The sequence below is a fragment of the Brevibacterium samyangense genome (genome assembly GCF_039529845.1).
GTDB classification, from domain to species: Bacteria; Actinomycetota; Actinomycetes; order Actinomycetales; family Brevibacteriaceae; genus Brevibacterium; species Brevibacterium samyangense.
Genome location: NZ_BAAANO010000020.1, coordinates 22630 through 49620, shown reverse-complemented (window position 1 = coordinate 49620; position 26991 = coordinate 22630). Strand labels below are relative to the sequence as shown.

Here is a 26991-nt window from a genome sequence, read left to right as displayed (position 1 = left end):
GACCCGAGGGGACAACCGCGTCAGCGGTTCTCGAACGCGTCCTTCGCTGCGGCGACGAGACGCGGGTCGCGGAACGCGGCGAGTGCGGTGGCCGCGAGGACGACGGCGCCGTCGGCGATCGTGGCCTCGGCCTCCTGCCCACCGGCCGCCGCCGTGAACTCACGCGTGTGGTTCGAGATCCCGTCGACGAGCGAGATCATCGGGTGCAGCGAGGGCACCTCGTAGCTCACATTGCCCATGTCGGTGGACCCGCCGGGACCCGCCTCCGGATCGATCTCACGGCCGACGGCGGCGAACGCCTCGGCCGCCAGGTCGACGAGCACCGGGTTCGAGATCATCGCGAGGTACGCCGGGGTGTTCTGCGCGATCGTCACCTCGCACCCGGTCGCGAGGGCGGCACCCTCGAAGCACTTCTCGACCTTCGGCACGAGCGTGCCGAGGAGGTACTCGCGGTCCTGCGCCCGGACGAAGCAGCGCAGCGAGGTGTGCTCCGGGATGATGTTCGGCGCCTGCCCGCCGTCGACGACGATCGTGTGGATGCGGGCGTCCGACTGGATCTGCTGACGCAGCAGACCGATCGCGGTGAGCGCGAGGGTCGAGGCGTCGAGCGCGTTGATGCCGTCCTCCGGGGAGGCCGCCGCGTGGCTGGCGCGGCCCGTGAAATCGACGTCGAGGGCGACGCGGGCGAGCGAGTCGAAGTCCGCGTCGTTCTGCCCGCTCGGGTGGATCATCATCGCGAGGTCGACGCCCTCGAGGACACCGCCCTCGATCATCGGCACCTTGCCGGCGGCACCCTCCTCACCGGGCGAGCCGATGACGAGGAGCTTCGCCGGGGTACCGGGGTTCGCCTCGAGGGAGTCCTTGACGAGCGCGGCCGCGCCCAGGCCGGACGCGGCGATGATGTTGTGCCCGCACGCGTGGCCGATGCCCTCGAGCGCGTCGTACTCGCAGAAGATCGCGATCGTCGGCGTCGTGTCGTCGGCGTCCGGGGTCTGCCACCGGCCGGTGAACGCGGTCGGCAGGTCCGCGAAACCGCGCTGCACCTCGAAGCCGAGCCCCTCGAGTTCCTGTGTGAGGCGTTCGGCGGCATGCACCTCGGTGAAGCGGATCTCCGGGTGGGCGTGGATGTCGGCGGCGACGTCGAGCAGCAGCGGCAGCCGTGCCGCGAGCGGACCTGCCGTGAGTTCTTCCACGATGGGGGTGGTGACGGTCATGGGGTGTCCTTCCGAGTTCGCGAGTGTGTCCGGGTGCGATGGGGAGTGGCGCCGGCCCGAGGCGCCACGCGGCCGGGAGCCGCGGGGCGCCTCGGGCGTGGATCAGGTGTGACCGGAGGTCACAGCATGATCGAGTGGCCGGGGCCGACCGGCAGACCGAGCAGACCCCACACGAGGAACTGCACGAGCCAGACGGCCCAGATCACGAGGGTGAACGGCAGGATGAGGCTGAACAGCGTGCCGAGTCCGGCCTTCGGGGCGAAGCGCTGCATGAGGCCGAGGACCACGGGGATCATCGGGTTCATCGGCACGAGCGTGTTCGTCGCGGAGTCGGTGATGCGGAACGCGGCCTGGGTGGCGGCGGGGTCGACGCCGGCGAGCATGAACATCGGGACGAAGATCGGTGCGAGGAGCGTCCACAGCGCCGATCCGCTCGAGATGAGCAGACCCGGGATCGTGACGAAGAGGCTGAAGATGAGGAGTCCCCACACGCCGTTGAGGTTCGTCGTCTCGAGGAAATCCGCACCCGAGGACGCGATGACGAGGCCGAGGTTCGTCCATCCGAACCACGCGATCGCCTGGGCCGCCGTGAAGATCACGACGATGAAGGGCACGAGTTCCTTCACGGACTCGGCCATCATCTCCGGCACCTGCTTCGCGTTCGTGAGCGTCTTCGCGGTGATGCCGAAGGTGACGCCCGCGAGGAGGAAGAGGAGCATGAGGAAGACCGGGATCGAGCTCATGAACGGCGACCGGAGGATGGCGCCCTCCTCACCGCGCAGGGGGGAACCGGCCGGGAGGACAGCGGCGACGAGGACCGCGATGTAGAGGACGAGGACGATCGCGGTGTTGCGCAGGCCCTTGCGCTCGGCCGTGGTGAGCGGCTCGGAGTCCGCGGTCGCATCGCCCTCGTAGGTACCGAGGCGCTTCTCGACGAAGCCGGTGGTGAGGGTGATCGCGACGGCGATGATGATCGTCGAGGCGGCCATGAAGAAGTAGTTCGAGACCGGGGTGACGACCGCTTCGGGATCGACGATCTGGGCCGCGGAGGTCGAGATCCCCGAGAGCAGCACGTCGGTGCCCGCAGGAATGACGTTCGCGCTGAAGCCCGCGGTGACGGCCGCGTAGGACGCACCGAAGCCCACGAGCGGGTGACGGCCGGCGACCATGAAGGCAACGGCGGCGAGCGGCGGGATGATCACCATCGCGGAGTCGGACGCGAGGTTGCCCATGATCGAGATGACGACGACGACGATCGTCACGAGCTGCTTGGGGGCCGCGAGGACGGCTCCGCGCATGAAGACGCTCAGCAGGCCCACACGCTCGGCGAGGCCGATGCCGAGCATGACGGTGATGATGAGGCCGAGCGGCGGGAACGACACGAAGTTGTCGATCGCGCTCGTGAGGGCGTAGACGAGCCCCTCGCCCGAGAGCAGGCTCTGCACCTGCAGTGTCTCGCCCGTCGCCGGGTCGGTGGTCGTCGCACCCGTCATCGCGACGAATGCCGACACCACGGCCACGAGGGCGGCGATGATCGCGAAGAGGTAGAAGGGGTGGGGCAGCTTGTTACCCACGCGCTCGATGCCGGCGAGAACCTTGGTGATTCCCGTGACGTTCGGGCCGAAGGCAACACCTCCCTGCTCGAACTGCGTCTTCTGGTCGGTACCAGTCATGAAGAATTCTCCAGATGTATCACTGTCCAATGATCGGACGACTGCGGAACACCCTAGGATGCGGATCACTTTTCCGTGAAACTTGGCGGAAAACACACCCTGTGATGATGAAATCGATGGAAACGTACACAGGAGACCGCACGAGCACGGCCGAGATGTCCGAAACGGACTACGCGGTCTTCGATGCACTCGCGGACGACCCCCGCCGCCCCTGGTCGGATGTGGCGCAGCTCACCGGACTTTCGGCCGTCACCGCACGGCGCAAGTGGCAACGCATGGTCGAGCGGGGCGCCGCCTGGGTGACGACGCATCCCGGTTTCGGTTCGGGTGCGGTGTACGCCCACGTCGAGGTGCAGTGCGCGCCCGGCGCCACGGAGTCCGTCGCCGCCCGGCTCGGCGCGCATCCCCGCATCCTCAGCGTCACAGAGGTGACCGGGGACTACAACCTCTTCCTCGTCGTCGCGGCCGAGGACATCGGGGAACTGCGGCGGATCCTCCAGCTCACGATCGGCGGCTCGGAACTCGTGAGGGGCGTGCGGTCGTCCGTCATCAACCGGGTCTACAGCGACGGGTCGACGTGGCGGGCGGGTGCGTTGCCGGGCAGCCGTTCCGTGTCCGCTCCCCCGGCGCCGGTCCGTCCGGGGATCGCCGACCCGCGCGCCCGGACCGTCCTCGGCGTGCTCGAACCCGACGGTCGTGCCCCCACGACCGCGGTTGCCGAGGCGCTCGGCACCTCGGAGGCCCACGCCCGCCGGTTCGTCAAGGAGACGGTGCGCACCGGCACGCTCGTCCAACGGATCGATCTGTCGCTCGAGCACTCCGACTGGCCGCACGGCCTCGCGCTCCACATGGTGGCCCCGGCGCACAGCCTCGATGCCTCCGCCGCCCGGATCCGGTCGATGCCCGGCACGCGACTGTGCACCGCGATCTCCGGTGGGCCGTACAACCTCTACGTCGTCGTGTGGTTACACACCCTCGAGGAGGCCGTCGAGGTGGAGAAGCAGCTCGTGAGCGAACTCGACGTCACGGTCGCGAACCGCAGCATCCTCCTCCACTACCACAAGCGGATGGGCCACCTCTTCGACGCGGACCGCAGGAGGATCGGCCACGTGAGTTGGTTGGGCGAGGAGGGGTAGGGGCCGATCCGTCTTCAGCTGCGGTCGTGACTCAGGGCGACCAATTCTTCGTCCGTGAGGATCTTGAGCTGCACCGTCTGCGCGTCGAATTCGCCGAGACGGGCAAGGCCGACTGCGTACGGAAAGACGTAGATCTCTGCGACGAACACCGAGGTGGGAGCTTCGGTGTTGTCGGCGCCTGTGTACTCCCAGACGAAACCGGGAACCTCCGCGACCTCGCCGCCGTCGACCTGCACGGTTCCGATGATGCCGCGACGGAGTCCGGGGTCCGCGGTTTCGGCCATCACCGTCATCGACAGAAGGGCATCGAGCGCTGCGTCCGGACCGCGGAGACCACGCAGTGCCAGCAGTGCTGCGCGACCTGCCCGCCCGGGCTCGCGCCGAACCAGGGCGCTCGTATCGTTCGGGTCCGTCACCGTCGACACCACTGCGTGGGCCGGCTCACCGGGGAACGCGTAGCGGATCTCGTCGATCGGCGAGAGCGGGTGACGGAAGTCCTCGGTGAACCATGCGGGCACGAGCCCTTCGTCGTGAACGAGGCCGCACACCGCGCGGGGAATCCCGTGTTCCACAGCTCTCTCCTCGCCTCGTGGGTGGTCGCGCACCCGGTGCTCGACACCCTAAGTGGATCACACGCGGGTGAGAAGGGTGATGACCTCGTAGTGATTCGACTGCGGGAACATGTCCATGACCCGCGCCTTCACCGGCTTCAGGGACGGCATCCGCGCGAGGTCCTTCGCGAGGGTGACGGCATTGCAGCTCGAGTAGAGCACGTGCTCCACTCCGGAATCCTCGAGCCAGGCGGACAGGTCCGCTCCGATCCCCCGCCGAGGCGGATTCACCACGACGAGATCCGGCACCTCCCCGACCGGCCGGGTCCGCGCCCACACCGTCGCGTCCGCGGCCTCCCACTGCATGCCCTCGAGCCCGAGTTCCGCCGCCGTGGTGCGGGCGCTCTCGATCGCCTCGGCGCTCAGCTCGATCCCGGTGACGGTGCGGCCGGGCGCCGCGAGGTGGAGGGCGAATCCGCCGACACCGCAGTACAGGTCCCACACCGACGACGGCGCAAGCGCCTCCACCCAGTCGCGGCCCTGCCGGTAGAGCGCCGCGGCGACCTCGGTGTTCGTCTGGAAGAAACTGCGCGAACGCAGGTGCAGGTTCATGCCGTTCACGTGCATGCGGAGGGAATCCGCCTCCGTGAGGAGGATCTCCTCGGGCCCCTCGAGGATCGCCTTGTGCTCGGGCTGGATGTTCGCGCTCGCGACGACGAGGGCCGGGAGCCGTTCCTGCAGACCGGCGAGGTGTTCCCGCAGCGCCGGGACGAGGTCGGTGGACCGGAGGACGAAACGGATCATGAGGTCACCCGAGGGCGCCTCGGTGACGAGGATGTGCTTGAGTTCCCCGCGCCTTGCCGGGACGTCGTACGGGGTGAGGCGGGCGGCCCGCACGAGGTTCGAGAGGACCCGGAGGGCCTCCTTCATCCCCGGCGAGCACAGCCCGCATTCCCGGAGGTCGACCCCGCGCCTGTCCGCGTCGAGGATGCCGAGCGTGGGGTGCCGGGTGGTACCACCGACGACCATCTTCGCCTTGTTGCGGAACCCGGACTCCTCACCGATGAAGGGATCGACCCATTCGACGTCCGGGTATGCGGCGAGGAGCGACTGCGCGTGCGCGACCTTCCCTGCGACCTGCTCGGTGTGCGGGACCCCCATGAGGGTGCACGACCGGCAGGTCCCGGCGTCGTAGTAGTCGCACTGCATCCCGCGGTCCTCGTTCCCCGTCGTCCTCACCCTGCGGAAGAGCTCAACCCTGCGCGAGGGTTCAGTTCCCGGCTTCCATCTCGCGGGAGCGGTCGGCGCAGGCCTCGGCCGCGCGGGCCATGACGCCGCGGATGTCGTCGTTCTCGAGGGAGGCGAGCGCAGCGGCGGTGGTGCCGCCCTTCGAGGTGACCGCGATTCGGAGGTCCGCCGGGCGCGGGTCCGAGGCGGCGAGCTGGCCGGCGCCGTTCGCCGCGCCGACGACCATGCGGGTCGCCGCCTCACGGCTGAGGCCCTGGGCGATCCCGGCGTCGATGAGCGACTCCATCACGAGGAAGAAGTAGGCGACGGAGGAACCGGCCATCGCGATCGCCGCGTGCATCTGCTCCTCGGGCACCGGGATGACGTCACCGGCGCCGGCGAGCAGCTGCGCGAGTTCGGAGATCGTTTCCTCGGACACGCCGTCCGCCGCGAGGGAGATGACCCCGAGTCCGATCGACGAGGGGGTGTTCGGCATGATGCGGACGACCGCGTGGCCCGGTGCCCCGGCCGCGAGCTGGGCGAGGGAGACCCCGGCGGCCATCGACACGACGACGGCGTTCTCGGCGATCGCGCCCTCGAGGTCGGCGAGGGTGTCGGCGATCATCCACGGCTTCACGCCGAGGAACACGTAGTCGGCGCCGGCGGCCGCGGTGCGGTTCGCGGCGGCGTCGGACTCGAGGTCGAGAACGGTGATGCCCAGCTTCTCGGCGAGTGCCTGCCCGGAGGCGGTCGATCGGGTGGTGGCGACCACCTCGGCGGCGGAACCGAGTTCCCCGGCGAGCACTCCCGCCAGCAGCGATCCGCCCATGTTCCCCGTACCGATGAAAGCGAGCTTCATACCTGTTCCGATCCTCCCGTGTGACGAATGCCTGTGTGGCGGGTGATTCCGTGGGCACCTGCACGATCCCGTGCAGGTGCAACCTCTCCAGTGTCCCGGAGTCCGGACGAGGGGGCGAATCCGGTCCGGGATTCCGCCGAAGCGCGGGCCGGGTGGGCAGGTCCCTCCACTCCGGTCCGCCCCGCCGGTCTCAGGAATGCGGGTGCGTGGCGAGGCCGAGGTGCCGCCGGGCGAACCCGAGGGATTCGGCGAGCATCTCCTCCCGGGTGGAACGCTTCGCGACGAACCGGGTATTCACCTCGACGACGACGTCGCCGTGCCAGTTCTGCTTCGCGAGGTACTGGAGGGTCTCGGCGACGGGCATGGTGCCCCGGCCGGGCACGAGGTGCTCGTCCTTGAGCGAACCGGCTCCGTCCGTGAGGTGCACGTGCCGGAGCTTCGGGAAGAGCTCCGCGACCGCCTCGAGGGCGTTCGTGCCGGCGGTGGAGGCGTGGGAGAAGTCGAAGGTGACGGCGTCGTAGTCCTGGCCGATCGGGTTCCAGTGCGGTGAGTACACGTGGACCTCCCGGACGCCGGCCCGCCACGGGTACATGTTCTCGACCGCGAGCGTCACACCGGTCTCCTCGGACACCCGGCGCACCCCGCTCACGAAGTTCCGTGCGTACTCCCCCTGCCACCGGAAGGGCGGGTGGACGACGACGGCACCGGCACCCACCTCGGCGGCGAGGCGGCACGTGATGCGGAGTTTCTCCCAGTGGTCCTTGTGGAGCACTCCCGGCATGAGGAGGAGCGTGGGCGCGTGGAGGCTGAGGACCGGCAGTCCCGTGCTCTGCACGAGGTCCTTCATGAACGCCGCGTCCTGGGTCTCCTCGTGGTTCGTCACCATGATCTCGACGCCGTCGTAGCCGAGGCGCTCTGCGGTGGAGAAGCACTCGGTCACCGTCATCGGATACACGGAGGACGTCGAGAGCCCGATGCGGATGGGGTTCTCGGAGATGTGGATCTCGGAGTGGTCGTACACGGGGTACTTCGCGAGGTATTCGCGGTGCAGACGCGACCTCGACCGGGCCTGATTGGGCACGGTCAGGGGCGCGCGCTTCGATGGGCGTGGTGTGCTCGCGGTTCCGTCACTCACGCATCGATTCTAGGACGCGGGCGTCATTCCGGCGCGGCCATCCGCTCCATGGAACCGAGGAGATCGAGTTTGCGCATGATGATGCCCTCACGCAGTGCCCACGGGGAGATCCGCATGTGACCGATCCCGAAGATCGTGAACGCCGCCTCCGCGACGATGGCACCGGCGAGTACCTGCCCGGCACGGGCCTCGGAGACCCCCGGGAGGAGGGCGCGTTCGGCCGGGGTCCGCGCCGCGAGACGCTCGACGATGCCGGTGAGGTCGGAACGACGGAGTTTGCGGGGGACGTAGATGCCGTCCCCGCTCGGGGCGGCACCGGCGAGGCGCGCGAGGGACCGGAAGGTCTTCGAGGACCCGACGACCTTCTCCGGTTTGCCGACCCGGTTGATGTCCCCGGCGATCCGACCGATCGTGAAGCGGGCGTGTTTGCGGAGCGCTTCGATGTCCGCGTCGCTCGGGATGTCCGCGGAGAGGAACTCCGAGTGCATCCGCCCGGCGCCGAGCGGCACCGAGGTCGCCGCATCGGGGAACTCGTCGCGGCCCGCGGCGATCTCGAGCGAGCCACCGCCGATGTCGAGGAGGAGGATGTTCCCGGCCGACCAGCCGAACCAGCGGCGGGCGGCGAGGAAGGTGATGCGGGCCTCGTCCTCACCGCTCATCACCTTGAGTTCGATGCCGGTCTCCTCACGGACCCGGGCGATCGTCGCCTCCCCGTTGGGGGCGGAGCGGATGGCGGAGGTGGCGAAGGCGAGGATCTCCTCGGCCCCCTGTTCCTCCGCGATGCGCTGGGCGTCCCGGCAGAACGCGACGAGGCGGTCCTGACCGAACGAGGAGATCGTCCCGTCGGGGCCGAGGTTCTCCGCGAGCCGCAGGACCTCCTTGTGGGAGGTCGCGGGCATGGGCGGGGCTCCCACATGGGCGTCCACCACGAGGAGGTGGATGCTGTTGGAACCGATGTCGAGGACTGCCAGGCGCATAGTGAGGGATTCTATTCCGTTCTACGCCGGGCTCATGCCGGGTCCGGCCACGTCGTGCGCTGCACGGAGAACTCGGGAGACCGTTTGGCGAAGAACGCCTCCTGGCCCTCCGCGATCTCACGGTCGTACGCAGCGGCGAGGCGTTCGGTCGTCGCTGCGTCGAACTCCTCACCGGCAAGCAGTCGGACGGTGGCGCCCTGGCTCAGTGCAGAACGGGACACGACGGTCCGGGCGAGCGCGAGTGCGGCATCGAGCGGGGCCGGGTCCACCGCATGGAGGAACCCGAGGCGCTCGGCGACCTCGTGGTCGATGAGGTTGCCGGTGACGAGGAGGTACTTCGCCCACGAGGTGCCGAACACCTCGGCGAGGCGCCGTGAGGGTCCCGGCGGGTACACGAGTCCCAGCTTCGCGGCGGTGACTCCGAACCGGGAGCCGGGGGCGGCGATGCGGAAGTCGCAGGCGGCGGCGAGTTCGGTTCCGCCGCCGATGCAGCTGCCCCGGACGGCGGCGATGGTGGGGATCCGGGCCTCGGCGAGGGCCGCCTCGGCGGTGGAGTTGAGGTCCCAGAAATCGGTGAGCGGAACGGCGAGGTCGTGGATGTCCGACCCGGCCGAGAAGTGGTCGCCGGCGCCGGTGAGGACGAGGACGCGCAGGTCCGGGTCCTCCTCCGCGGTGGCGACGATGTCCGGGAGGGCCCGCCACATGTCGCGCGAGAGCGCATTGCGGGCGGCGGGGCGGTCGATGACGAGGGTTCCGATCCCACCGGAGACGGTGAGATCGAAACCCTCGACCAGCGGATAGTTCTCGGTCATGAGAAGGGAACCCGGGCCTCAGGCCCCGGCGGCATCCTTGGCCGGAACGCTGCGCTGCTCCTGGCCGTGGTAGGCGCTGAGCGGGCGGATGAGCGCATTGGAGGCCTGCTGTTCCATGATGTGCGCGGTCCACCCGGTGATGCGGGACATCACGAAGATCGGGGTGAACTGCGGGGTGTCGAAGCCCATGAGGTGATAGGCCGGTCCCGAGGGGTAGTCGAGGTTCGGGTAGATGCCCTTGCGGCCGACGAAGTCCTCCTCGAAGGCGGTGTAGAGCGAGTAGAGGTCGCTCGCGCCCTTGACCTCGACCATCGCCTCGAAGGCCTTCTTCATGGTGGGCACACGGGAGTCACCGTTCTTGTAGACGCGGTGGCCGAAGCCCATGATCTTCTCCTTGCGCTCGAGTGCCGCATCGAGCCAGGCCTTCACGTTGTCGGCCGTACCGACCTCTTCGAGGGTCGCCATGACGGCCTCGTTCGCACCACCGTGGAGAGCACCCTTGAGGGCGCCGACGGCACCGGCGACCGAGGAGTACATGTCCGAGGTCGTCGAGGTGATGACGCGGGCGGTGAACGTCGAGGCGTTGAAGGAGTGCTCGGCGTAGAGGATCATCGACACGTCGAAGCAGCGGACGACCTCCTCGGCGGGAACCTCGTCGAAGACCATCTTGAAGAAGTTCGCCGAGTACCCGAGGTCAGTCGTCGGCGGGACCGGGTCGAGGCCGTGGCGGCGCCGGTGGTCGATCGCGACGATCGTGGGCAGCTGCGCGTAGAGGCGCTGGGCCTTCTCGTAGTTCGCGTCCTCACCGGTGGTCTCCGCCTCCGGGTCGACCGCGCCGAGGTACGCCACCGCGGTCTGCACGACGTGCATGGGGTGGGTGTCCTGGGGCAGCGCGAGGATGAGGTCGACGAGCTTCTGGTCGACCGCACGCTGCGAGCGTTCCTTCGCGGTGAACTCGGCGAGCTGCTCGGCGGTCGGGAGTTCTCCGTTCCAGATGAGGTAGGCGACCTCCTCGAAGCTGCAGTTCGCGGCGAGCTCCTGCACGGGGTAGCCGCGGTAGGTGAGCGAATTGGTTTCCTGCACGACCTTGGACACCGCGGTGGAGTCGACGACGACGCCCGCGAGTCCCTTCCTGATCTCCTGCTCGGTCATCGGTGACCCTCCTGTGAGAAATTGAAGATGTCGGTGTCGAAGCTGTTGTACGCCGCGTAGTCGATGGTCTCGTAGAGATCCGCCCGGGTCTGCATCCCGTCGACGAGGGACTCCTGCGTCCCCTCGGCGCGGATGGTCTCCAGACCGCGCTTGATCGCCCCCATCGCGATCCGCAGCGTCGTCACGGGGTAGATGACGAGCTTGACGCCGGCGTTCGCGAGCTGCTCGGTCGTGAACAACTCGCTCTTGCCGAACTCGGTCATGTTCGCGAGGATCGGCACGTCCACCGCAGAGGCAAACTTCTCGAACTCCGAGAGGTCCTTCATCGCCTCCGGGAAGATCATGTCCGCGCCCGCATCCGCATAGGCTCGGGCCCGGTCGATCGCCTTGTCGAGGCCCTCACCGGCGCGGGCATCGGTGCGGGCGCAGATGACGAAGTTCTCGTCCCGGCGGCCGCCGACCGCGGCGGAGATGCGCTTGCTCATCTCCTGGACGGAGACGACCTCCTTGCCGTCGAGGTGGCCGCACCGCTTCGGGTTCACCTGGTCCTCGAGGTGCATCCCGGAGATTCCTGCGTCCTCGAACTCCTGGACGGTGCGAGCCACGTTCATAGCCTCTCCCCAGCCCGTGTCCGCATCGATGAACGTCGGCAGGTTCGTCACCCGGGCGATGTTCCGTCCGTGTGCGGCGACCTCGCTCAGCGTCGTGAGGCCGATGTCCGGCAGGCCCATCGCGGCGGAGAACGCACCGCCGGAGATGTAGACCCCCTCGAACCCGGTCTGTTCGATGATCTGTGCATTGATCGGGTTGATGGCACCGGGGAACTGGACGATGGAGTCACCGGCCAGCAGTTCCCGGAACTTCGCCCGGCGCTCGTGGGCCGGAACGGTTGCGCCCAACATCAGAAGATTCCCTTCGATCCGGAGTGCTCGAGTCCCTCGACGACGAAGGACAGCTGTGCGACGTCCGCGGCGGAGAGGTCCGCGAGGTTCTGCGCGAGGTCGAGGAAGCGGTTCTGCTCGGCCTCGGTGACGATGCCCTCGGCGAGCGTCCGGAACTTCTCGATGTAGTTCTCGCGGGCGAACGGGCGGGCGCCGGCCGGGTGGGCGTCGGCCACGGCGAGTTCGTCCTCGAGAACCGATCCGTCCTCGAACTCGACGACGACGCGACCGCCGAAGGCGACCTCGTTCGGGTCCGTCGAGTGGTACCGGCGGGTCCACTCGGGGTCCTCGGTGGTCTCGATCTTGTGCCACAGCGCGATGGTCTCCGGGCGGCCGGCACGCTCGGGGGCGTAGGACTTCTCGTGGTGCCAGCCCTGATCCTCCATGGCGACCGCGAAGATGTACATGATCGAGTGGTCGAGGGTCTCGCGGGAGGCCTTCGGGTCCATCTTCTGCGGGTCGTTGGCACCGGTTCCGATGACGTTGTGGGTGTGGTGCGAGGTGTGGATCGTGATCTTCCGGATCTTCGAGAGGTCCTCGATCTGCCCGCCGAGCTTGCGGGCGAGGTCGATGAGCGCCTGGCCCTGGTACTCCGCGGAGTGCTCCTTCGTGTAGGTGTCGAGGATCGCGCGCTTGGACTCACCGATCGCCGGCAGCGGCACGGTGTAGCGGGCCTCCGGGCCGGAGAGGATCCAGGCGATGACGCCGTCCTCACCCTCGTAGATCGGGGAGGGTGCGCCCTCGCCGCGCATCGCCCGGTCGACGGCCTCGACAGCCATCTTGCCGGCGAACGCCGGGGCGTGGGCCTTCCACGAGGAGATCTCGCCCTTGCGGGACTGACGGGTGGCGGTCGTGACGTGGAGGGCCTGACCGACGGCCTGGTAGACGACCTCGGTGGGGAGCTTGAGGAGGGCACCGATACCGGCGGCGGCCGAGGGGCCGAGGTGCGCGACGTGGTCGATCTTGTGCTCGTGGAGGCAGATGCCCTTCGCGAGGTCGACCTGGATCTCGTAACCGGTGGCGATGCCGTTGATGAGGTCGGCGCCGTTCACGCCGACGTGCTGGGCGACCGCGAGGATCGGCGGGATGTTGTCGCCGGGATGCGAGTACTCCTTCGCGAGGAAGGTGTCGTGGAAGTCGAGTTCACGCACGGCCACACCGTTGGCCCAGGCGGCCCATTCGGGGGAGACCCGGGCGTCGAGAGGACGACCGAAGACGGTGGCGCCCGGTGCCGGGGTGGTGTGCGGGAGGGCCTGTTCGCGGGCGTGGGTGGGGGCCGAGCGACGGACCGAGGCGGCGGCCACGGAGGCGTTGTCGATGACGCGGTTGATGACCATGTCCGCGACGTCGGCGTCGACCGCGACGGGATCGGTCGCGACGGAGGCGATCTTCCAGGCCAGCTGGTCCTCGCGGGCCAGGTTCTCGGAGCTCTTGTAGGTGCGGACTTCGTGGTTGATCACGGAGGTTCTCCTTGTGTCGTCGTTGATCGTCGCACGGCCGGGTCCATCGGCCGCCCCGGTGTCGCCACACACTCTAGGCGCAGGCTCTGACACCGCAGTGGTGCAGGTGACAGTTTATCTCGACATCAAGTTACTTACAGGCCCGAAACACCGCAGGCTTAACGATCGTTCAGTGCCGTGTCCTGTGTCACCATGAGTGCATGACGCGGACCGCCCTGGACTTCGACGACAACTGGCTCGACCCCGACGAGATCGCCTCCCTGCGCCGGCGCCTCCCGATCTCCTATGTGAACGCCGTTCCGGTGCGCCTCGGCGACGACGGCGTCCCGGAGAAGATCGGACTCCTGCTGCGCACGCGCGAGGACGGCACGCTCGGACGGGAGATCGTCGGCGGCCGCATCCGCTTCCACGAGACCATCCGCAGTGCCCTCATGCGCCATGCGGAGAAGGACCTCGGACCGCTCGCCCTCCCGCAGCTGCCGCCGTCGATCGTGCCCTTCCACGTCGCCGAGTACTTCCCGACCGAGGGCTTCTCGAACCTCTACGACCCACGCCAGCACGCGATCGCCCTCTGCTACGTCCTCTCGGTCCAGGGCGAGTGCCAGCCGCGCAAGGACGCCCTCAGCCTCGACTGGCTCACGCCGGAGGAGGTCCTCCGCGAGGACGTCCTCGCGGAACTCACGCACGGCCAGGAGAACATCGTGAAGGCGGCCATCGGGCATCTCGGGCTGTACCCCTGAGCCCGGACCTCCGGTCCCCCACTCCCGAGCCGGCGCGTCCGACCCTGTTTCCGGCCCTTGCCCGCCGCCCCTCCGAGGGACTACATTCCTCGGCATACGACAGGGGAGCGCCGTCCAGGGGCGCTGAGAGTGCAGTGACTGCAGACCCTCGAACCTGATCCGGATCATGCCGGCGAAGGAAGTCGAGCTCTTTCTCCCCTCCTGCCCTCAGGAGGTTCTCATGAACACCGTTCCGTCCACCCGTCCGGCCACCGGCTCCGGATCCGCCCGCTCCCGTTTCTCGTGGCGCGTCGTCGACATCGTCGTCGCCTCGGTCCTCGCGGTCGCCGTCGGCGTCGTCTTCTGGGCGTGGAGCGCCTCGTGGTCGTTCCTGTCCCTCGGGTTCGCGGCCTTCCCCCCGGCCGCCGGTCTGCTCACCGGAGTGTGGGTGCTCGCCGGTCCGCTCGGTGCGCTCGTCATCCGCAAGCCCGGCGCCGCCCTCTACTGCGAGGTGCTCGCGGCCACCGTCTCCGCGGTCCTCGGCACCCAGTGGGGCCTCCAGGTCCTCGTGTCCGGTGCGGTCCAGGGTCTCGGCGCCGAGCTCGTGTTCCTCCTCCTCGCGTACAAGCGGTTCGGCCTGCCCGCGGCGCTGCTCTCGGGGCTCGGGGCCGGTCTCTTCCTCGCCGTGAGCGAGAACCTCATGTACAACGCGCTGTGGGCGCCGTCGTGGCAGCTCGTCTACGCGGTGTGCGCGGCGATCTCCGGAGTCGTCCTCGCCGGGCTCGTGAGCTGGCTCGCCGTCGGGGCGATCGCCCGCACCGGTGCGCTCTCCGCCTTCGCCGCCGGCCGCACCGCGGCGCGCGTATGACCCCGGTGGTTCCCGGGCCCGAGGCGCCACGCAGCTCCCGGCTCTCGGCACCGTCGGAAGCGGCACCGTCGGAGGCGGCACCTGCCGACCCCCGCCGGGAGGCGGCTCACCCGCCCCGGGCGCGGGGCGCCTCGGGCGTGGAGGAGGGCTTCGGGTGGCGGCACGCCGCCCGGAAGGACCCCGCGTTCACGGACCTCGACCTCGAGATCCCGGCGGGGCAGAAGGTGCTGCTCGTGGGCGCCTCGGGCGCGGGGAAGTCGACGTTCCTCCACGCCCTGTGCGGGGTGATCCCCGCGGAATCCGGCGAGAGCTCCGGAACGCTGCTCGTCGACGGCGCACCGCCGGACCCGCGGTCCGGAATCACGGGACTGGTGCTCCAGGACCCGGATTCGCAGGTGGTCCTCGCCCGGGTCGGTGACGACACGGCGTTCGGCGCGGAGAACCTCGGGGTGTCGCGGGTGGAGATCGCCCGGCGGGTTCCCGAGGCGCTCGCGGCGGTCGGCCTCGACGTGCCCCTCGGCCATTCGACGGCACTGCTGTCCGGTGGGCAGAAGCAGCGCCTGGCGATCGCCGGGGTCCTCGCGATGCGGCCGCGGCTCCTCGTCCTCGACGAACCGACCGCGAACGTCGACCCGGCCTCCGCTCCGGGGATCCGCGACGCCGTGCTCGCCGCCGTCGACCTCACGGGAGCGACGCTCGTCCTCGTCGAGCACCGGTACGAACTGTGGGCGGAGCACGTCGATCGCGTCGTCGTCCTCGGGCCCACAGGAGTCGAGCGGGACGGCGCGCCGGAGGAGATCCTGCCGGAACTGCTGCGGTTCGGCGCCGACCCGGATGCCGGGAGGTCCGGGGCCGGACGGACGGCGGATGGCACCGGTACCCCGCGCACTCGACCGACGGCAGCAGCAGTACCCCGTACGGAGGAGTCGACGGCCTTCGCTCCCGTCCTCCTGCATACCGCCGACCTCGCGGTCGGCCGCCGCGCACCCGGCGTCCGCCCCACACCCGTCCGCACCGGGATCGACCTCGAGGTGCGCGCCGGGGAGGCCCTCGCCCTCGTCGGTCCCAACGGTGCCGGGAAGACGACCACTGCCCTCACACTCGCCGGTCTGCTGTCGCCCCTGGCCGGCCGGGTCACCGCAACCGAGGCGCTCCTCCCGCCCGGCGTCCGGCACCCGGAGCCGCACCGCTGGCCGGCGCGGCGCCTCGTGAGCGCCATCGGCACGGTGTTCCAGGAGCCCGAACACCAGTTCGTGCGACAGACGGTGGAGGCCGAGGTCGCGCTGGGACTGCGCGGATGGAAGGACCGGGAGGCCGCCGGCGCGCGGGTGTCGGAAGTGCTGGAGCGCCTCGGGCTCTCCCGGTTGGCGCAGGCGCACCCGCAGACCCTCTCGGGTGGCGAGAAGAGGCGACTGAGCGTCGGGTGCATGCTCGCTCCCTCGCCGCCGCTGCTCGTGCTCGACGAGCCGACCTTCGGTCAGGATCCCGTCACGTGGCGGCAGATGCTCGCGCTCCTGCGGGAGGAACGCGCGCGTGGGACCGGCATCGTCCTCGTGTCGCACGACGAGGACTTCCTCGAGGCGCTCGGGGCGAGGCGTCACGACTTCGGGGTATCCGATCCCGGTCGTGAACGGGTCGGCGAACGTCCCGCACGGATCGGAGTGAACGCGTGACGGCTGATTCCGTTCCCGGCCTGAACCACGGTGTCGCTCCGGATGTGAACGTCCGGCCCGCTCCCCCGGTGAATCCCGTCGCTGCGCTCGGGGCCGGACTCCTCGTCACCCTCACGGTGCTGCTGAGCGTCGACCTCGTGTCGGCGGGGATCCTCCTCGCGTGCGAACTCGCGCTCGTGCCCGTCGTCGGCGTCGGTGTGCGCATTTTCGTCCGGCGCACGTGGTTCCTTCCGCTCCTCGCCCTCTCGGCCGGCTGGGGTACTGCGCTGCTCGCGGAGAAGACGGGCGAGGTCGTATTCGCGCTCGGTCCCGTCGTCCTCACGACGGATTCGCTGCTCGCGGGGGCCGCGATCGCGGTACGTGCGCTCGCGCTCGCGGTCCCGGCCGTCCTGCTCGCGCTCACGACGGATCCGACGGACCTCGCCGACGGACTCGTACAGAAGGTGCGACTGCCCGAGAGGTTCGTCCTCGCCGCGCTCGCGGCCGGGCGACTCGTCACGCTCCTCGTCGAGGAGTGGCGGATCCTCCGGATGGCCCGACGGGCGCGTGGCCTCGGCGCACGGACGGCTGTCGGGGAGGTTTTCGACGGGGTCACGAGTTTCTTCCCGCTCGCGTTCGCGCTCCTCGTCCAGGCGGTCCGCCGCGGCACCCGCCTCGCGATGGCGATGGAGGGAAGGGCGTTCGGGACGACCGGGCGCACGTGGTCGCGGGATTCGGTGTTCACCGGTCCTGACGGAGTGCTCGTGGCGGTCACGCTCGTGGTGTGCGCGGTGGCGGTGACGGCCGCCGTACTCACCGGTGCCTGGAACCCGATCCTCTGAGCATTCACCGTCGCCGATCATGCGGATTTCGGCCCCGAAACCGCACGATCGGCGACACCGAAGCGAGGACGGGGCCGTGCCCGACCATTCACATCGCGATTCCCCGAGGTGTCCCCGTCGAAGTCGCTAGTGAATGCTGGGTTTCGGCGAAACCCGGCATTCGATCGGGATCTCAACGGCCGGACCGCAGGGAATCGCGACGTCGAGGCGCGCGTACCCGCGCGGCTTCGCTGCGCTCACCTCAGCCCGCCGAGGGCCTCCTTGAGTTTCTGCCGGTACGCCTGGACCGCCTCGGGCGAGGGGAGCTTCGAGGCCTCCACGGCGACGGTCGACTTGTGCGGCGCCTTCGCTCCCGAAGAACCCGCCGAGGCGCCCGGTGCCTTCGCGGAGATCGTCGCCGTGAGTTTCGTGCCAGAGGCCAGGGTCGCCCTCCAATACCGCCACTTCGGAGTGACCGAGGTGCTCGGATCCCCCGCGAGCGCGTCACCGTCCAGTCCGCCGAGGCGGGCGAAGAGCTCCGTGAGGGCGGCGAGCGCCTCATCGGGATCACCGGAGTACGTCTTCGACGCCGACACCTTGAAGGTCCCGTCGGCCATCTGACCGGGGATGCGCCGCCCGATCACCTGTTCGTAGGCGACCGCCGCGCCCTGCGCCCACCACTCGTGGTTGGCGACGCGTCCCTCGAAGAGGTCCGCCGCCACGCGCGCCATCGCATGGTGCTCGAGACCGGCCCCACCGGCGCTCCTCATCGCCTTCTCGATCTCCGTCCAGCTCAGACCTGTGGCGTTCTCGATCGCGGCGATGTTGCTCGGGCGGGTGCCGGTGGCACCGGTGGCGGGGTTCTCGCTCATGGTTCAATCCTGCCGGGACAGGGGCGCGGTGGCCAGGGCCGGTTCCGCGAAAACCGTTTCGAGCGCCTCGACGACGGTCGCGATCTCCGGGCGGACCGCCATGTCCTCACGGGCCATGACGACGATCGTGCGACCGGGGTACCGCGCCGGTCGCACGAGACGCACTCCGTGCGGGGCGAGTGACATCATGATGTCCGTCGCGAGCGTGTACCCCATCCCGCCGGCGACCATGGCCATCGCCATCGCGGTGTCCATCGCGATGTGGGTCTCCCGCGGGACGAATCCCGCCTCGGTGCACGCGAACCGCAACCCGCGCCCGAAGGTCGTGTCGTTGGGGGCGAGGATCCAGTCCGCATCACGCAGCGTGTCGAGGTCCGGATCGGGAGCGCCCTCCGGCACGACGACCCCGAAGTCCTCCTCGCGCACGACGTGCATGAGCAGACCCCGCTGGGGTGCGAGCGGCGACGCCGGATAGTCGATGCCGAGGCCCACGTCGATCCGCCCGTCGAGCACGGCCTCCTGCATGATCTCGACGTCGACCTCGCGTGCCTGCAACTGGATCCCGGTACCGCGCAACTGCGCATATGCCGGGGCGAACGCGACGACGGACGCGGAACCGAAGACCCCGAGGGTGACGACCTGCCCGGCACCGGCCGGTCGGCCACGCATCGCCTCCTCCGCCTGCACCTCGGCGGCGAGGACTGCACGGGCCCGCGGCAGCAACAGCCCTCCCGCCTCGGTGAGCGCGAGGCGCCGCCCCCGGGACACCACGAGGTCCGTCCCCACGACCCTCCGCAGTGCACTCATGTGCTGACTCACCGCACCCGGGGTGTAGCCGAGGTGCACGGCCGCACGGGTCATCGTCCCGTGTTCGGCGACGGCGACGAAGGTCCGGAGCTGCCCGAGGGTCCACTGCATGGACACGAGCCTAGACGTCATCAGCAGGATTTTTAAGTATCACTGATATGAACACTCACGAACTATCGATTGCCCTGAAGGTAAAGGGCGCGCATTCTGGAACCCGAACCGGTTCGCATCCCCGCGAGGGCACTCGCATCCCCACCCGGCACCCGCCGGGCCCGACACCCCCGAACGTGAGCCACCATGACCGCAACCCCCACACCCCCGGCCGTGCCGTCATCCGCCTCCGTCGTCGTCATCGGCGGCGGCATCATGGGCGTGTCCACCGCCTACCACCTCGCACAGGCGGGCGTCGAGGACGTCGTCCTCCTCGAGCGCGACACGCTCGGCAGCGGCTCGACCTGCAAGGCCGCCGGCGGCGTCCGCGCGTCCTTCTCCGACGAGGCGAACATCCTCCTCGGCGCCCGCTCCCTCGAGACCTACCGCAGTTTCCCCACCCTCTTCGACCAGGACATCGACCTGGTCACGAGCGGCTACCTCTTCCTCCTCGACCGGGAGGAAGACGTCGCGGTGTTCGAGAGCAGCGTCGAACTCCAGCGCTCGCTCGGCGTCCGCTCCGAGATGGTGACGCCCACCCGCATCGCCGACCTCTCCCCGCTCGTGCGCACCGAGGACCTCGTCGCGGGCGCCTGGGGACCGGACGACGGCCATGCGACACCCGAATCGGCGGTGGCGGGGTTCGCCCGGGCCGCGCGGCGCCTCGGCGTCCGGATCCTCCAGCACACCGCGGTCACCGGCATCGCGGTCGAGGACGGGCGGATCACCGGCGTGGAGACGAACGCCGGCCCGATCGCCACGGGGACGGTCGTCTGCACGGCCGGGGCATGGTCGGGCGCACTCGGGGCGATGGTCGGCGTCGACCTGCCCGTCACCCCGCTGCGCCGCCACATCATGGTGACCGCCCCCGTCTCCTTCGACGCCCGGTCGATGCCCTTCACCCTCGACGTGTCGACGAGCTTCTACTTCCACTCCGAGGGTTCCGGCATGCTCCTCGGCGCACCCGACCGCACGGACGCGTGGGGCTTCGACATGCACCAGGACCCGCGCTGGTCGGAGTACCTGTGCGAGCTCATCGAGCACCGGGCACCGGGGCTCGCGGATGTGCAGGCGCATCGTGGCTGGGCGGGCCTCTACGAGGTCACGCCCGACCACAACGCACTCATCGGACGGGCCCACGAGGTCGAGGGGTTCCTGTATGCGTGCGGCTTCTCCGGCCACGGCTTCCTCCAGGGTCCGGCGGTCGGCGAGGTCCTCCGGGACCTCCACCTCGGCACCACACCCGTCGTCGACGTCTCCGGGCTGTCGGCCGACCGCTTCGCCGCCGAGAGCCTCCGGCCCGAGGCGTACATCATCTGACCTCCGTGCCGCCGTGCACCCGCCCGGTGGCGGGCCCTCCCCACTCATCCGACCCACCGTTCATCCGATTCCGGGCGCCGCAGAACCGGCCCCACAGACGAAAGGTTCCTCATGACCACGGCCCCCGCCGTTTCCCTCCCCACCTCCGAATCCGTTCTCTCCCTCGCCGAGGCGGGCCTGAGCGCCTGCGGCGTCGACCCCGCCGCCCTCTTCGTACCCGAGGCGCCGGGCACCGTCGCCGCCCGCTCACCGATCACCGGGACGGTGCTCGGCCACCTGGCCGCCCACGGTGCCGAGGACGTCGACCGGACGATCGCCTCGGCGGTGGAGGCCTTCGCGGCCTGGCGCACGGTGCCCGCCCCGGTGCGCGGGCGCCTCGTGCAGCGCTGGGGGCAGTTGCTCGGTGAGTTCAAGGACGACCTCGCCGCGCTCGTCACCGTCGAGGCCGGGAAGACGCCCTCCGAGGCCGCCGGTGAGGTGCAGGAGATGATCGACATCTGCGAGCTCGCGGTCGGGCAGTCGCGCCAGTTGTACGGCAAGACCCTGCCCTCGGAACGGCCGGGACACCGGCTCATGGAGACCTGGCACCCGCTCGGCGTCGTCGGCATCGTCACCGCGTTCAACTTCCCGGTCGCGCCCTATGCGTGGAACACCGCACTCGCGCTCGTCTGCGGCGACCCGGTCGTGTGGAAGCCGTCCGAGGCAACGGTGCTCTCCGCGCTCGCGACGACGGCCCTGCTGAACCGGGCGGCGGCGGAGGTCGGCGCTCCCGAGAACCTCGCGCAGGTGCTCGTGGGCGATCGGGCGGTCGGCGAACTCCTCGTCGACGACTCCCGGGTCGCGCTCCTGTCCGCGACCGGTTCGGTGCGGATGGGCCGGGAGATCGGGCCGCGGGTCGCCGCGCGCTTCGGCCGCGTCCTCCTCGAACTCGGCGGGAACAATGCGGCGGTCGTCGCCCCGAGTGCTGACCTCGACCTCACCCTTCGTGGTGCCGTGTTCGCCGCCGCGGGTACCGCCGGCCAGCGCTGCACGACGTTGCGCAGGCTCATCGTCCACGAGTCGGTCGCCGACTCGCTCGTCGAGCGGATCGTCGCCGCGTACGGCACCCTCTCGATCGGCTCGCCGACCGAGGACGGGGTGCTCGTCGGCCCGCTCATCGGGGAGGCGGCGTACGCGAAGATGCAGTCCGCGCTCGAGGCGGCCGTCGCCGAGGGCGGCGCCGTCCTGTGCGGCGGTGGCCGGGTCCTCGAGTCCGAGGCGCCGGACGCGTTCTACGTGGAACCGGCCGTCGTGCGGATGCCCGCGCAGACCCCGATCGTCTTCGAGGAGACCTTCGCCCCCATCCTGTACGTCATGGAGTACACGGACCTCGAGGACGCCGTCGCGATGAACAACGCGGTGTCCCAGGGGCTGTCCTCGGCGATCTTCACCTCCGACCTCTCCGAGGCCGAGTACTTCCTCGCGCACTCGGACACCGGGATCGCGAACGTGAACATCGGGACCTCGGGCGCGGAGATCGGGGGTGCGTTCGGCGGCAACAAGGAGACCGGGGGCGGCCGCGAGTCCGGTACCGATTCCTGGCAGGCGTACATGCGACAGGCCACGAACACGATCAACTACTCCGGCGAACTCCCCCTCGCTCAGGGCGTGGAGTTCATCTGAACGGTGCCGTCCTCCCCCTCTCCCACTGTCGGGGAGGGCGAGAACACGGGAAAGTTCCGTGACGGAGGCTCGCGCGAACCTCCATCACGGAACTTTCCCGTGTCCGCCGGTGACAGGTACCGCTCCGGTCGCGCCGGCCACCTGTGTCCGTGGCTGATGCCAGACTGAGGGCATGGCGTACACGTGCACTCAGTGCGGTCATCGGACCGCGAAATGGCTCGGGCGGTGCCCCGGCTGCGGCGAATGGGGAACCCTCGAGGAATCGAGCGGCACGGGTACCGCGATCAAGACGAAGGCCAAGCCCGCACCCGCCGGACAGAAGGCCTCCCCCATCACCGAGGTCGACGCGACTCTCGCGCAGAGCCGCCCCACCGGGGTGAGCGAGTTCGACCGCGTCCTCGGCGGCGGACTCGTCCCCGGCGCCGTCATCCTCCTCGCGGGTGAACCCGGCGTGGGCAAGTCGACGCTCCTCCTCGACGTGTGTGCCCGTGCCGCCCGCACCGGCAGCCGCGTCCTCTACGTCACGGGAGAGGAATCCGCAGGTCAGGTGCGGCTTCGGGCCGAACGCATCGGCGCTCTCGAGGAGAACCTCCTCCTCGCCGCGCAGACGGACCTCGGGATCGTCCTCGGCATGCTCGACACCGAGAAACCCGACGTCCTCGTCATCGACTCCGTGCAGACCCTCTCCTCGAGCGATGTCGACGGTGTTCCCGGGGGCGTCACCCAGGTCCGGGAGGTCGCCGCCGGCGTCATCCGCGCCGCGAAGGACCACGGCATCCCCACCGTCCTCGTCGGCCACATCACGAAGGACGGGACGGTCGCCGGTCCCCGCCTGCTCGAACACCTCGTCGACGTCGTCTGCCAGTTCGAGGGCGACCGCCACTCCCGCCTCCGCATGCTGCGGGCCTCGAAGAACCGTTTCGGCCCCACCGACGAGGTCGGCTGCTTCGACATGACGGAGGCCGGCATCCACAGCCTCGCGGACCCTTCGGGACTCTTCCTCTCCCGCTCCCGGATCGCCGCCCCCGGCACCTGTCTCACCGTCACCCAGGAGGGCCGCCGCCCCATGACGGTCGAGGTCCAGGCCCTCGTCGACTCGAGCAGCAACGGTCCCGGCCGCCGTACCGTCACCGGACTCGACTCCGGCCGCGTCGCCATGATGATCGCGGTGCTCTCGAAGCTCATCGGCCTCGGCTCCCACGACGTCTTCGTCGCAACGGTGGGCGGCGTCCGCATCGCCGAGCCCGCCTCGGACCTCGCGATCGCCCTCGCCCTCGCCTCCGCCGCCTCGGACCGCAAGCTCTACTCCCGCCTCGTCGCCATCGGGGAGATCAGCCTGTCCGGGGAGATCCGACCGGTCCCGGACATGGAACTGCGCCTCGCCGAGGCCGCCCGACAGGGCATCACGAACGGGGTCGTCGCCCGCGGCGCACTCGAGAACATCCGCACACCCGAGGGCATGCGACTCAAGGAGTGCGACACCGTTCAGGAGGTCATCGAACTCCTCCTCGGATCACCGGAGAGCGCCCCCGAGAAAGCCGGGTGACCTGCGGTCGACCACCGCACGATCACTGCATGTCCACCCCGTTCGGGACGGGGAACCCCACTGTCGTGGACACCTCCGAGCGCGCGGAATCCGCGTATAGGCTTGCCCCGTGCGCAACTCCCTCTTCACGGACCCCGTCCCGACCGGCGACGCCGAGGCCGCGAGCCACGAACTCATGCTCGCCACCCTCGCTGCGGTCGCCCCCGGTACCGAACTGCGTGACGGCCTCGAACGGATCCTCCGCGGCCGGACCGGAGCGATCATCGTGCTCGGCACCTCCCGCGTCGTCGAGAGCATCAGCACCGGCGGGTTCCCCATCGACATCGAGTTCTCCGCGACCCGCCTGCGCGAGCTCGCGAAACTCGACGGGGCAGTCGTCCTCGACCGCAATGCGACCCGGATCCTCGCCGCCGGGGTCCAGCTCCTTCCCGATCCCACGATCGAGACCGGGGAGACCGGCACCCGCCACCGCACCGCCGAACGCTCCGCGAAGCAGACCGGGTTCCCCGTCATCTCCGTGAGTCAGTCCATGCAGATCGTCCAGCTCTACGTGCACGATCAGCGTCGGGTTCTCCAGCCGTCCGAGCGGATCCTCTCCCACGCCGCCCAGGCCGTCGACACCCTCGAGCGTTACAAGTCGCGGCTCGACGAGGTCGAGGAGAGCCTCACGTACCTCGAGATCATGGACCGTGCGACTCTCGCCGATGTCCTCGTCGTCCTCCAACGGCAGGAGATGGTCCGTCGCATCAGCCGGGAGATCGAGGCGTACATCCTCGAACTCGGTGCCGACGGCCGCCTCATCACCCTCCAGCACGAGGAACTCATGGGGTCTTTCGGAGACTCCCAGGAATCACTCCTGCGCGATTACCTCGATGCGATCCCGGGACACGAGGACGTGTCCACCGCCCTCGACAACCTGGCTCATCTCACGAGCGCCGACCTCATCGACATCGACCGGATCGCACGCACACTCGGCGCCTCCGCGTCCGCGGAGTCCCTCGACCTCGAGGTCTATCCGCTCGGCTACCGGGTCCTGTCCTCGATGCGGCGGGTACCCCCGATCGTCGTCGAGCGCATCATCGAACACTTCGGCCGCTTCACGAACCTCCTCGCCGCGACCGGGGAGGAACTCCTCGAGGTCGAGGGCGTCGGCGGGAACCGTGCGAAGATCATCCGGGAAGGGCTCGATCGCCTCGTCGCCGAGGTCACCGACCGGTAGTCCCTTCGAAAAGTCTCCGGACCTCCAAAACGTCCCGGCCGTCCAGGTACATTTCCGCCGTCCCCTCCCGGGGCAACGAACCTCCCGCCTCACGGTCCCTTCCGCAGCACCACGTGCACGACCAACCCTGCGAGGAGCGCCCAGAACGCCGCCCCGATCCCGGCCACGGTGATCCCGCTCGCGCCGATGAGGAACGTGACGACCGCCGCCACCCGGGTCGACTCGATCCGCACGGCCCCGGCGATCGAGGACGCGAGCGTCGGCAGCAGAGCGAGGCCCGCGACGGCCGCGAGCACGGTCGGGGACACCGCGACGAGCGAGGTGAGCGCCGTCGCGAGCACTGCGAGCACGAGGTACACGCATGCGGTGAACCGCACGACCTTCCAGCGCTTGTCGGGGTCCTCCAGGGCCTCCGGGGACACCGCGAGCGCGGCACTGATCGCCGCGAGGTTGATCGCATGCCCGCCGAACGGCGCCCCGAGCACGGTCCCGATCCCCGTCACCGTCATCGACTCCCGCCACGGCACCGTGAAACCATAGGACTTCAGCACCGCGACGCCGGGCACGTTCTGCGAGGCCATCGTCACGATCGCGAGCGGCACCGCGAGTCCGATGACCGCCTGCCACGTGAACTCCGGGACCACCGGTACGAGCACCGGTAGCACCGGCCCGTCCACTCCCCCGTTCTGCACCGCTTCGATGCCGAGGACCGCCAGTCCCACCGCGAATGCCGCCGGAGCAGCCCAGGTCGGGGCCAGCCGCATGAGGACGAGCCACACGAGCACGATCGGCACGATCGCGAGCGGATCCTCGAGCACCCCGGTCACCGGTGCCAGGCACAGCGAGACGAGGACGCCCGCGAGCATCGCCTGGGCGATCGACGTGGGGATCGCCGCGACGAGGGCGGAGAGCGTGGGCCACAGTCCGGTGAGCACGATGAGCACACCCGTGACGACGAACGCGCCCAGCGCCACCGGCCACCCGCCCTCGGGCTCCACTCCGGAGGCCAGGAGCGCCGCCCCGGGTGTCGACCACGAGAGCACGATCGGGAGCCTCGTCCGGATCGCGAGCCACAACATGCCGAGTGCCTGGGTCACACAGAGGATCACGAGCCCGGAGGCGGCCTGGGAACCCGAGGCGCCCATCGCCTCGAGCCCGGCGAGGACCACCGCGGAGGAACTGGCGAACCCGACGAGGGCGGTCGTGAGCCCGGACAGGGCGATCTGGCGTCGTTCCATGTGAGCCACCTTATAAAGCCGGCACCCGGACGGTTCGGGACCCGTCACATACCGGCCGGCCGGGCGCCTCGCTCATTCCGGGAGGAACACCCGCACATCCTCCGCGATCCGCTCGGGGAACTCGCCGTTGATCGCGTGCGAGGCGCCCGGATACACCCGCACGGTGCCGTGCTGCAGTTCCGCCCGCGCGGTCCGGGCGACCGCCTCGGCGCGGTGCATGGGTGAATCGCCGGCCACGAGGACGAGCACCGGCACCGTGATCCCACCGAGGCGCCGGGCCGGGATCCGAGCGATCGCCGGCTGTCGCACGTCGTACGCCTGCATCCCCGCCTCGATCATCCGTCCGACGGGTTCGTCCTCGACCGGGACCCCTCCGGCGCTCCAACTACTGAACGTCTCCCGCCACGCCTTCGGGAACCACCGCACGCTCGCCGGGATCGACCGGAGGTCCACCTGCCACGACAGCCCGGCGAACACATTCACCGGTTCGACGAGCACGAGGGACGCGATCGATTCCTCCGAGGCGAGGGCACAGTTCACGGCCGTCCACCCGCCGATCGAGAGCCCGCACAGGTGGAACCGCCGTTCGGGAAGCGTCCGGAGCACCTCGTGCAGCCACGCCGCCTGGTCGGCGGCCGAGGCGATCGGTGCGGTCTGCACGCTCCGGCCCGGTTCGCCGAGCAGGTCGAGGACGTACACCGGGGCGCACTCCCGGAGGCCGGCGAGGTTGTCGGCGAAGACCGGAGCACCGGACCGCGTACCGGGCAGGAGGACGAGCGGGGCGTGTGCCCGGGCCTCCCGCGTCGTCGGCGCGTAGTAGTACACCCGTACGGTGCCGTACGCGGTCGGCAGGTCGCGGATCTCGTCCGGGATCGGCATGAGCGCCATCGCCGCGTCGTACGCCGCGAGGTACCGCCGCCGGACCTCCGGCGAGGTGAAACCGCCGAGGCGCCGCTCCCCCTCCGCAGACCGCCGCAACC

General features: G+C 69.8%; 24 protein-coding genes and 1 riboswitch. Of the genes, 9 read left to right on the top strand and 15 right to left on the bottom strand.

What is annotated here, in order from left to right:
• Positions 1-20: 20 nt before the first annotated feature.
• The gene (locus ABD172_RS10860; RefSeq protein WP_344309546.1) at positions 21-1214 is read right to left on the bottom strand and encodes an amidohydrolase; all 1194 of its coding nucleotides are present in this window, start codon (positions 1212-1214) and stop codon (positions 21-23) included.
• 119 nt (positions 1215-1333) lie between these two features.
• Complete coding sequence (locus tag ABD172_RS10855; protein ID WP_344309545.1) at positions 1334-2887, bottom strand: AbgT family transporter; 1554 nt, start codon at positions 2885-2887, stop codon at positions 1334-1336.
• 116 nt (positions 2888-3003) lie between these two features.
• Here ABD172_RS10855 and ABD172_RS10850 point away from each other — a divergent pair, with 116 nt between their 5' ends.
• Positions 3004-4023 (top strand): Lrp/AsnC family transcriptional regulator, encoded by a 1020-nt coding sequence (locus ABD172_RS10850; RefSeq protein ID WP_344309544.1) that lies wholly within the window; start codon positions 3004-3006, stop codon positions 4021-4023.
• A gap of 14 nt (positions 4024-4037) precedes the next feature.
• Here the strand turns inward: ABD172_RS10850 and ABD172_RS10845 are convergent, their stop codons facing one another.
• From ABD172_RS10845 to ABD172_RS10805, 9 genes are all read right to left on the bottom strand, one after another.
• Entirely contained in the window at positions 4038-4595 is a 558-nt protein-coding gene (locus tag ABD172_RS10845) for a hypothetical protein (protein WP_344309542.1), read from the bottom strand.
• A gap of 57 nt (positions 4596-4652) precedes the next feature.
• Entirely contained in the window at positions 4653-5783 is a 1131-nt protein-coding gene (gene rlmC / locus ABD172_RS10840; protein ID WP_344309540.1) for a 23S rRNA (uracil(747)-C(5))-methyltransferase RlmC, read from the bottom strand.
• Positions 5784-5844: 61 nt separating this feature from the next.
• Entirely contained in the window at positions 5845-6660 is an 816-nt protein-coding gene (proC, locus tag ABD172_RS10835) for a pyrroline-5-carboxylate reductase (RefSeq protein WP_344309538.1), read from the bottom strand.
• A 190-nt stretch (positions 6661-6850) separates the two neighbouring features.
• Complete coding sequence (locus ABD172_RS10830) at positions 6851-7795, bottom strand: sugar phosphate isomerase/epimerase family protein (RefSeq protein ID WP_344309536.1); 945 nt, start codon at positions 7793-7795, stop codon at positions 6851-6853.
• Positions 7796-7818: 23 nt separating this feature from the next.
• Positions 7819-8772, bottom strand: coding sequence for a Ppx/GppA phosphatase family protein (locus ABD172_RS10825; RefSeq protein ID WP_344309534.1), 954 nt, complete (start codon positions 8770-8772; stop codon positions 7819-7821).
• Positions 8773-8804: 32 nt separating this feature from the next.
• Entirely contained in the window at positions 8805-9584 is a 780-nt protein-coding gene (locus tag ABD172_RS10820) for an enoyl-CoA hydratase/isomerase family protein (protein ID WP_344309532.1), read from the bottom strand.
• 18 nt (positions 9585-9602) lie between these two features.
• Positions 9603-10736 (bottom strand): bifunctional 2-methylcitrate synthase/citrate synthase, encoded by a 1134-nt coding sequence (locus tag ABD172_RS10815; RefSeq protein WP_344309530.1) that lies wholly within the window; start codon positions 10734-10736, stop codon positions 9603-9605.
• Positions 10733-11638: a methylisocitrate lyase gene (gene prpB, locus ABD172_RS10810; protein ID WP_344309528.1), complete on the bottom strand. Its 906-nt coding sequence runs from the start codon at positions 11636-11638 to the stop codon at positions 10733-10735. Before prpB ends, ABD172_RS10815 begins: the two co-directional genes overlap by 4 nt.
• Positions 11638-13137, bottom strand: coding sequence for an MmgE/PrpD family protein (locus tag ABD172_RS10805; RefSeq protein ID WP_344309527.1), 1500 nt, complete (start codon positions 13135-13137; stop codon positions 11638-11640). Before ABD172_RS10805 ends, prpB begins: the two co-directional genes overlap by 1 nt.
• Before the next feature lie 200 nt (positions 13138-13337).
• Here ABD172_RS10805 and ABD172_RS10800 point away from each other — a divergent pair, with 200 nt between their 5' ends.
• The 4 genes from ABD172_RS10800 (at position 13338) to ABD172_RS10785 (ending at position 17218) form a co-directional block, all read left to right on the top strand.
• Entirely contained in the window at positions 13338-13877 is a 540-nt protein-coding gene (locus ABD172_RS10800; RefSeq protein WP_344309525.1) for a DUF4916 domain-containing protein, read from the top strand.
• 91 nt (positions 13878-13968) lie between these two features.
• Positions 13969-14075, top strand: a riboswitch (TPP riboswitch).
• Between the two features lie 22 nt (positions 14076-14097).
• A complete protein-coding gene (locus tag ABD172_RS10795; RefSeq protein WP_344309523.1) occupies positions 14098-14724 on the top strand; it encodes an ECF transporter S component in 627 nt (208 codons plus the stop codon).
• Complete coding sequence (locus ABD172_RS10790; RefSeq protein ID WP_344309522.1) at positions 14721-16397, top strand: ABC transporter ATP-binding protein; 1677 nt, start codon at positions 14721-14723, stop codon at positions 16395-16397. Before ABD172_RS10795 ends, ABD172_RS10790 begins: the two co-directional genes overlap by 4 nt.
• A complete protein-coding gene (locus ABD172_RS10785) occupies positions 16394-17218 on the top strand; it encodes an energy-coupling factor transporter transmembrane component T family protein (RefSeq protein WP_344309521.1) in 825 nt (274 codons plus the stop codon). The genes ABD172_RS10790 and ABD172_RS10785 overlap by 4 nt, the downstream gene beginning before the upstream one ends.
• Before the next feature lie 236 nt (positions 17219-17454).
• Here ABD172_RS10785 and ABD172_RS10780 read toward each other — a convergent pair whose 3' ends face one another.
• Entirely contained in the window at positions 17455-18069 is a 615-nt protein-coding gene (locus tag ABD172_RS10780; protein ID WP_344309518.1) for a hypothetical protein, read from the bottom strand.
• Positions 18070-18072: 3 nt separating this feature from the next.
• The gene (locus ABD172_RS10775; RefSeq protein ID WP_344309516.1) at positions 18073-19008 is read right to left on the bottom strand and encodes a LysR family transcriptional regulator; all 936 of its coding nucleotides are present in this window, start codon (positions 19006-19008) and stop codon (positions 18073-18075) included.
• 165 nt (positions 19009-19173) lie between these two features.
• Between ABD172_RS10775 and ABD172_RS10770 the strand changes: the two genes are divergently transcribed.
• From ABD172_RS10770 to disA, 4 genes are all read left to right on the top strand, one after another.
• On the top strand, positions 19174-20346 hold the full coding sequence (locus tag ABD172_RS10770; RefSeq protein ID WP_344309515.1) for an NAD(P)/FAD-dependent oxidoreductase: 1173 nt from the start codon (positions 19174-19176) through the stop codon (positions 20344-20346).
• Between the two features lie 111 nt (positions 20347-20457).
• Positions 20458-22008 (top strand): L-piperidine-6-carboxylate dehydrogenase, encoded by a 1551-nt coding sequence (amaB, locus tag ABD172_RS10765; RefSeq protein WP_344309512.1) that lies wholly within the window; start codon positions 20458-20460, stop codon positions 22006-22008.
• A gap of 172 nt (positions 22009-22180) precedes the next feature.
• Positions 22181-23554 (top strand): DNA repair protein RadA, encoded by a 1374-nt coding sequence (gene radA, locus ABD172_RS10760; protein ID WP_344309510.1) that lies wholly within the window; start codon positions 22181-22183, stop codon positions 23552-23554.
• 175 nt (positions 23555-23729) lie between these two features.
• Positions 23730-24773 carry a DNA integrity scanning diadenylate cyclase DisA gene (gene disA / locus ABD172_RS10755; RefSeq protein ID WP_425546681.1) on the top strand — a complete coding sequence of 348 codons (1044 nt, stop codon included), beginning with the start codon at positions 23730-23732 and terminating at the stop codon, positions 24771-24773.
• Positions 24774-24862: 89 nt separating this feature from the next.
• Here the strand turns inward: disA and ABD172_RS10750 are convergent, their stop codons facing one another.
• Positions 24863-26011 carry a benzoate/H(+) symporter BenE family transporter gene (locus ABD172_RS10750; RefSeq protein WP_344309506.1) on the bottom strand — a complete coding sequence of 383 codons (1149 nt, stop codon included), beginning with the start codon at positions 26009-26011 and terminating at the stop codon, positions 24863-24865.
• Between the two features lie 72 nt (positions 26012-26083).
• Positions 26084-26989, bottom strand: a complete 906-nt coding sequence (locus ABD172_RS10745) for an alpha/beta fold hydrolase (protein WP_344309504.1) — start codon at positions 26987-26989, stop codon at positions 26084-26086.
• Positions 26990-26991 lie beyond the last annotated feature (2 nt).

Excerpts from the sequence above, each read along its gene's own strand:
- ABD172_RS10860 (WP_344309546.1), bottom strand. The coding sequence starts at position 1,214 with ATGACCGTCACCACCCCCATCGTGGAAGAACTCACGGCAGGTCCGCTC.
- ABD172_RS10855 (WP_344309545.1), bottom strand. The coding sequence starts at position 2,887 with ATGACTGGTACCGACCAGAAGACGCAGTTCGAGCAGGGAGGTGTTGCC.
- ABD172_RS10850 (WP_344309544.1), top strand. The coding sequence starts at position 3,004 with ATGGAAACGTACACAGGAGACCGCACGAGCACGGCCGAGATGTCCGAA.
- rlmC (WP_344309540.1), bottom strand. The coding sequence starts at position 5,783 with ATGCAGTGCGACTACTACGACGCCGGGACCTGCCGGTCGTGCACCCTC.
- proC (WP_344309538.1), bottom strand. The coding sequence starts at position 6,660 with ATGAAGCTCGCTTTCATCGGTACGGGGAACATGGGCGGATCGCTGCTG.
- ABD172_RS10825 (WP_344309534.1), bottom strand. The coding sequence starts at position 8,772 with ATGCGCCTGGCAGTCCTCGACATCGGTTCCAACAGCATCCACCTCCTC.
- ABD172_RS10820 (WP_344309532.1), bottom strand. The coding sequence starts at position 9,584 with ATGACCGAGAACTATCCGCTGGTCGAGGGTTTCGATCTCACCGTCTCC.
- ABD172_RS10815 (WP_344309530.1), bottom strand. The coding sequence starts at position 10,736 with ATGACCGAGCAGGAGATCAGGAAGGGACTCGCGGGCGTCGTCGTCGAC.
- prpB (WP_344309528.1), bottom strand. The coding sequence starts at position 11,638 with ATGTTGGGCGCAACCGTTCCGGCCCACGAGCGCCGGGCGAAGTTCCGG.
- ABD172_RS10800 (WP_344309525.1), top strand. The coding sequence starts at position 13,338 with ATGACGCGGACCGCCCTGGACTTCGACGACAACTGGCTCGACCCCGAC.
- ABD172_RS10795 (WP_344309523.1), top strand. The coding sequence starts at position 14,098 with ATGAACACCGTTCCGTCCACCCGTCCGGCCACCGGCTCCGGATCCGCC.
- ABD172_RS10790 (WP_344309522.1), top strand. The coding sequence starts at position 14,721 with ATGACCCCGGTGGTTCCCGGGCCCGAGGCGCCACGCAGCTCCCGGCTC.
- ABD172_RS10780 (WP_344309518.1), bottom strand. The coding sequence starts at position 18,069 with ATGAGCGAGAACCCCGCCACCGGTGCCACCGGCACCCGCCCGAGCAAC.
- ABD172_RS10775 (WP_344309516.1), bottom strand. The coding sequence starts at position 19,008 with ATGACGTCTAGGCTCGTGTCCATGCAGTGGACCCTCGGGCAGCTCCGG.
- ABD172_RS10770 (WP_344309515.1), top strand. The coding sequence starts at position 19,174 with ATGACCGCAACCCCCACACCCCCGGCCGTGCCGTCATCCGCCTCCGTC.
- amaB (WP_344309512.1), top strand. The coding sequence starts at position 20,458 with ATGACCACGGCCCCCGCCGTTTCCCTCCCCACCTCCGAATCCGTTCTC.
- radA (WP_344309510.1), top strand. The coding sequence starts at position 22,181 with ATGGCGTACACGTGCACTCAGTGCGGTCATCGGACCGCGAAATGGCTC.
- disA (WP_425546681.1), top strand. The coding sequence starts at position 23,730 with ATGCTCGCCACCCTCGCTGCGGTCGCCCCCGGTACCGAACTGCGTGAC.
- ABD172_RS10750 (WP_344309506.1), bottom strand. The coding sequence starts at position 26,011 with ATGGAACGACGCCAGATCGCCCTGTCCGGGCTCACGACCGCCCTCGTC.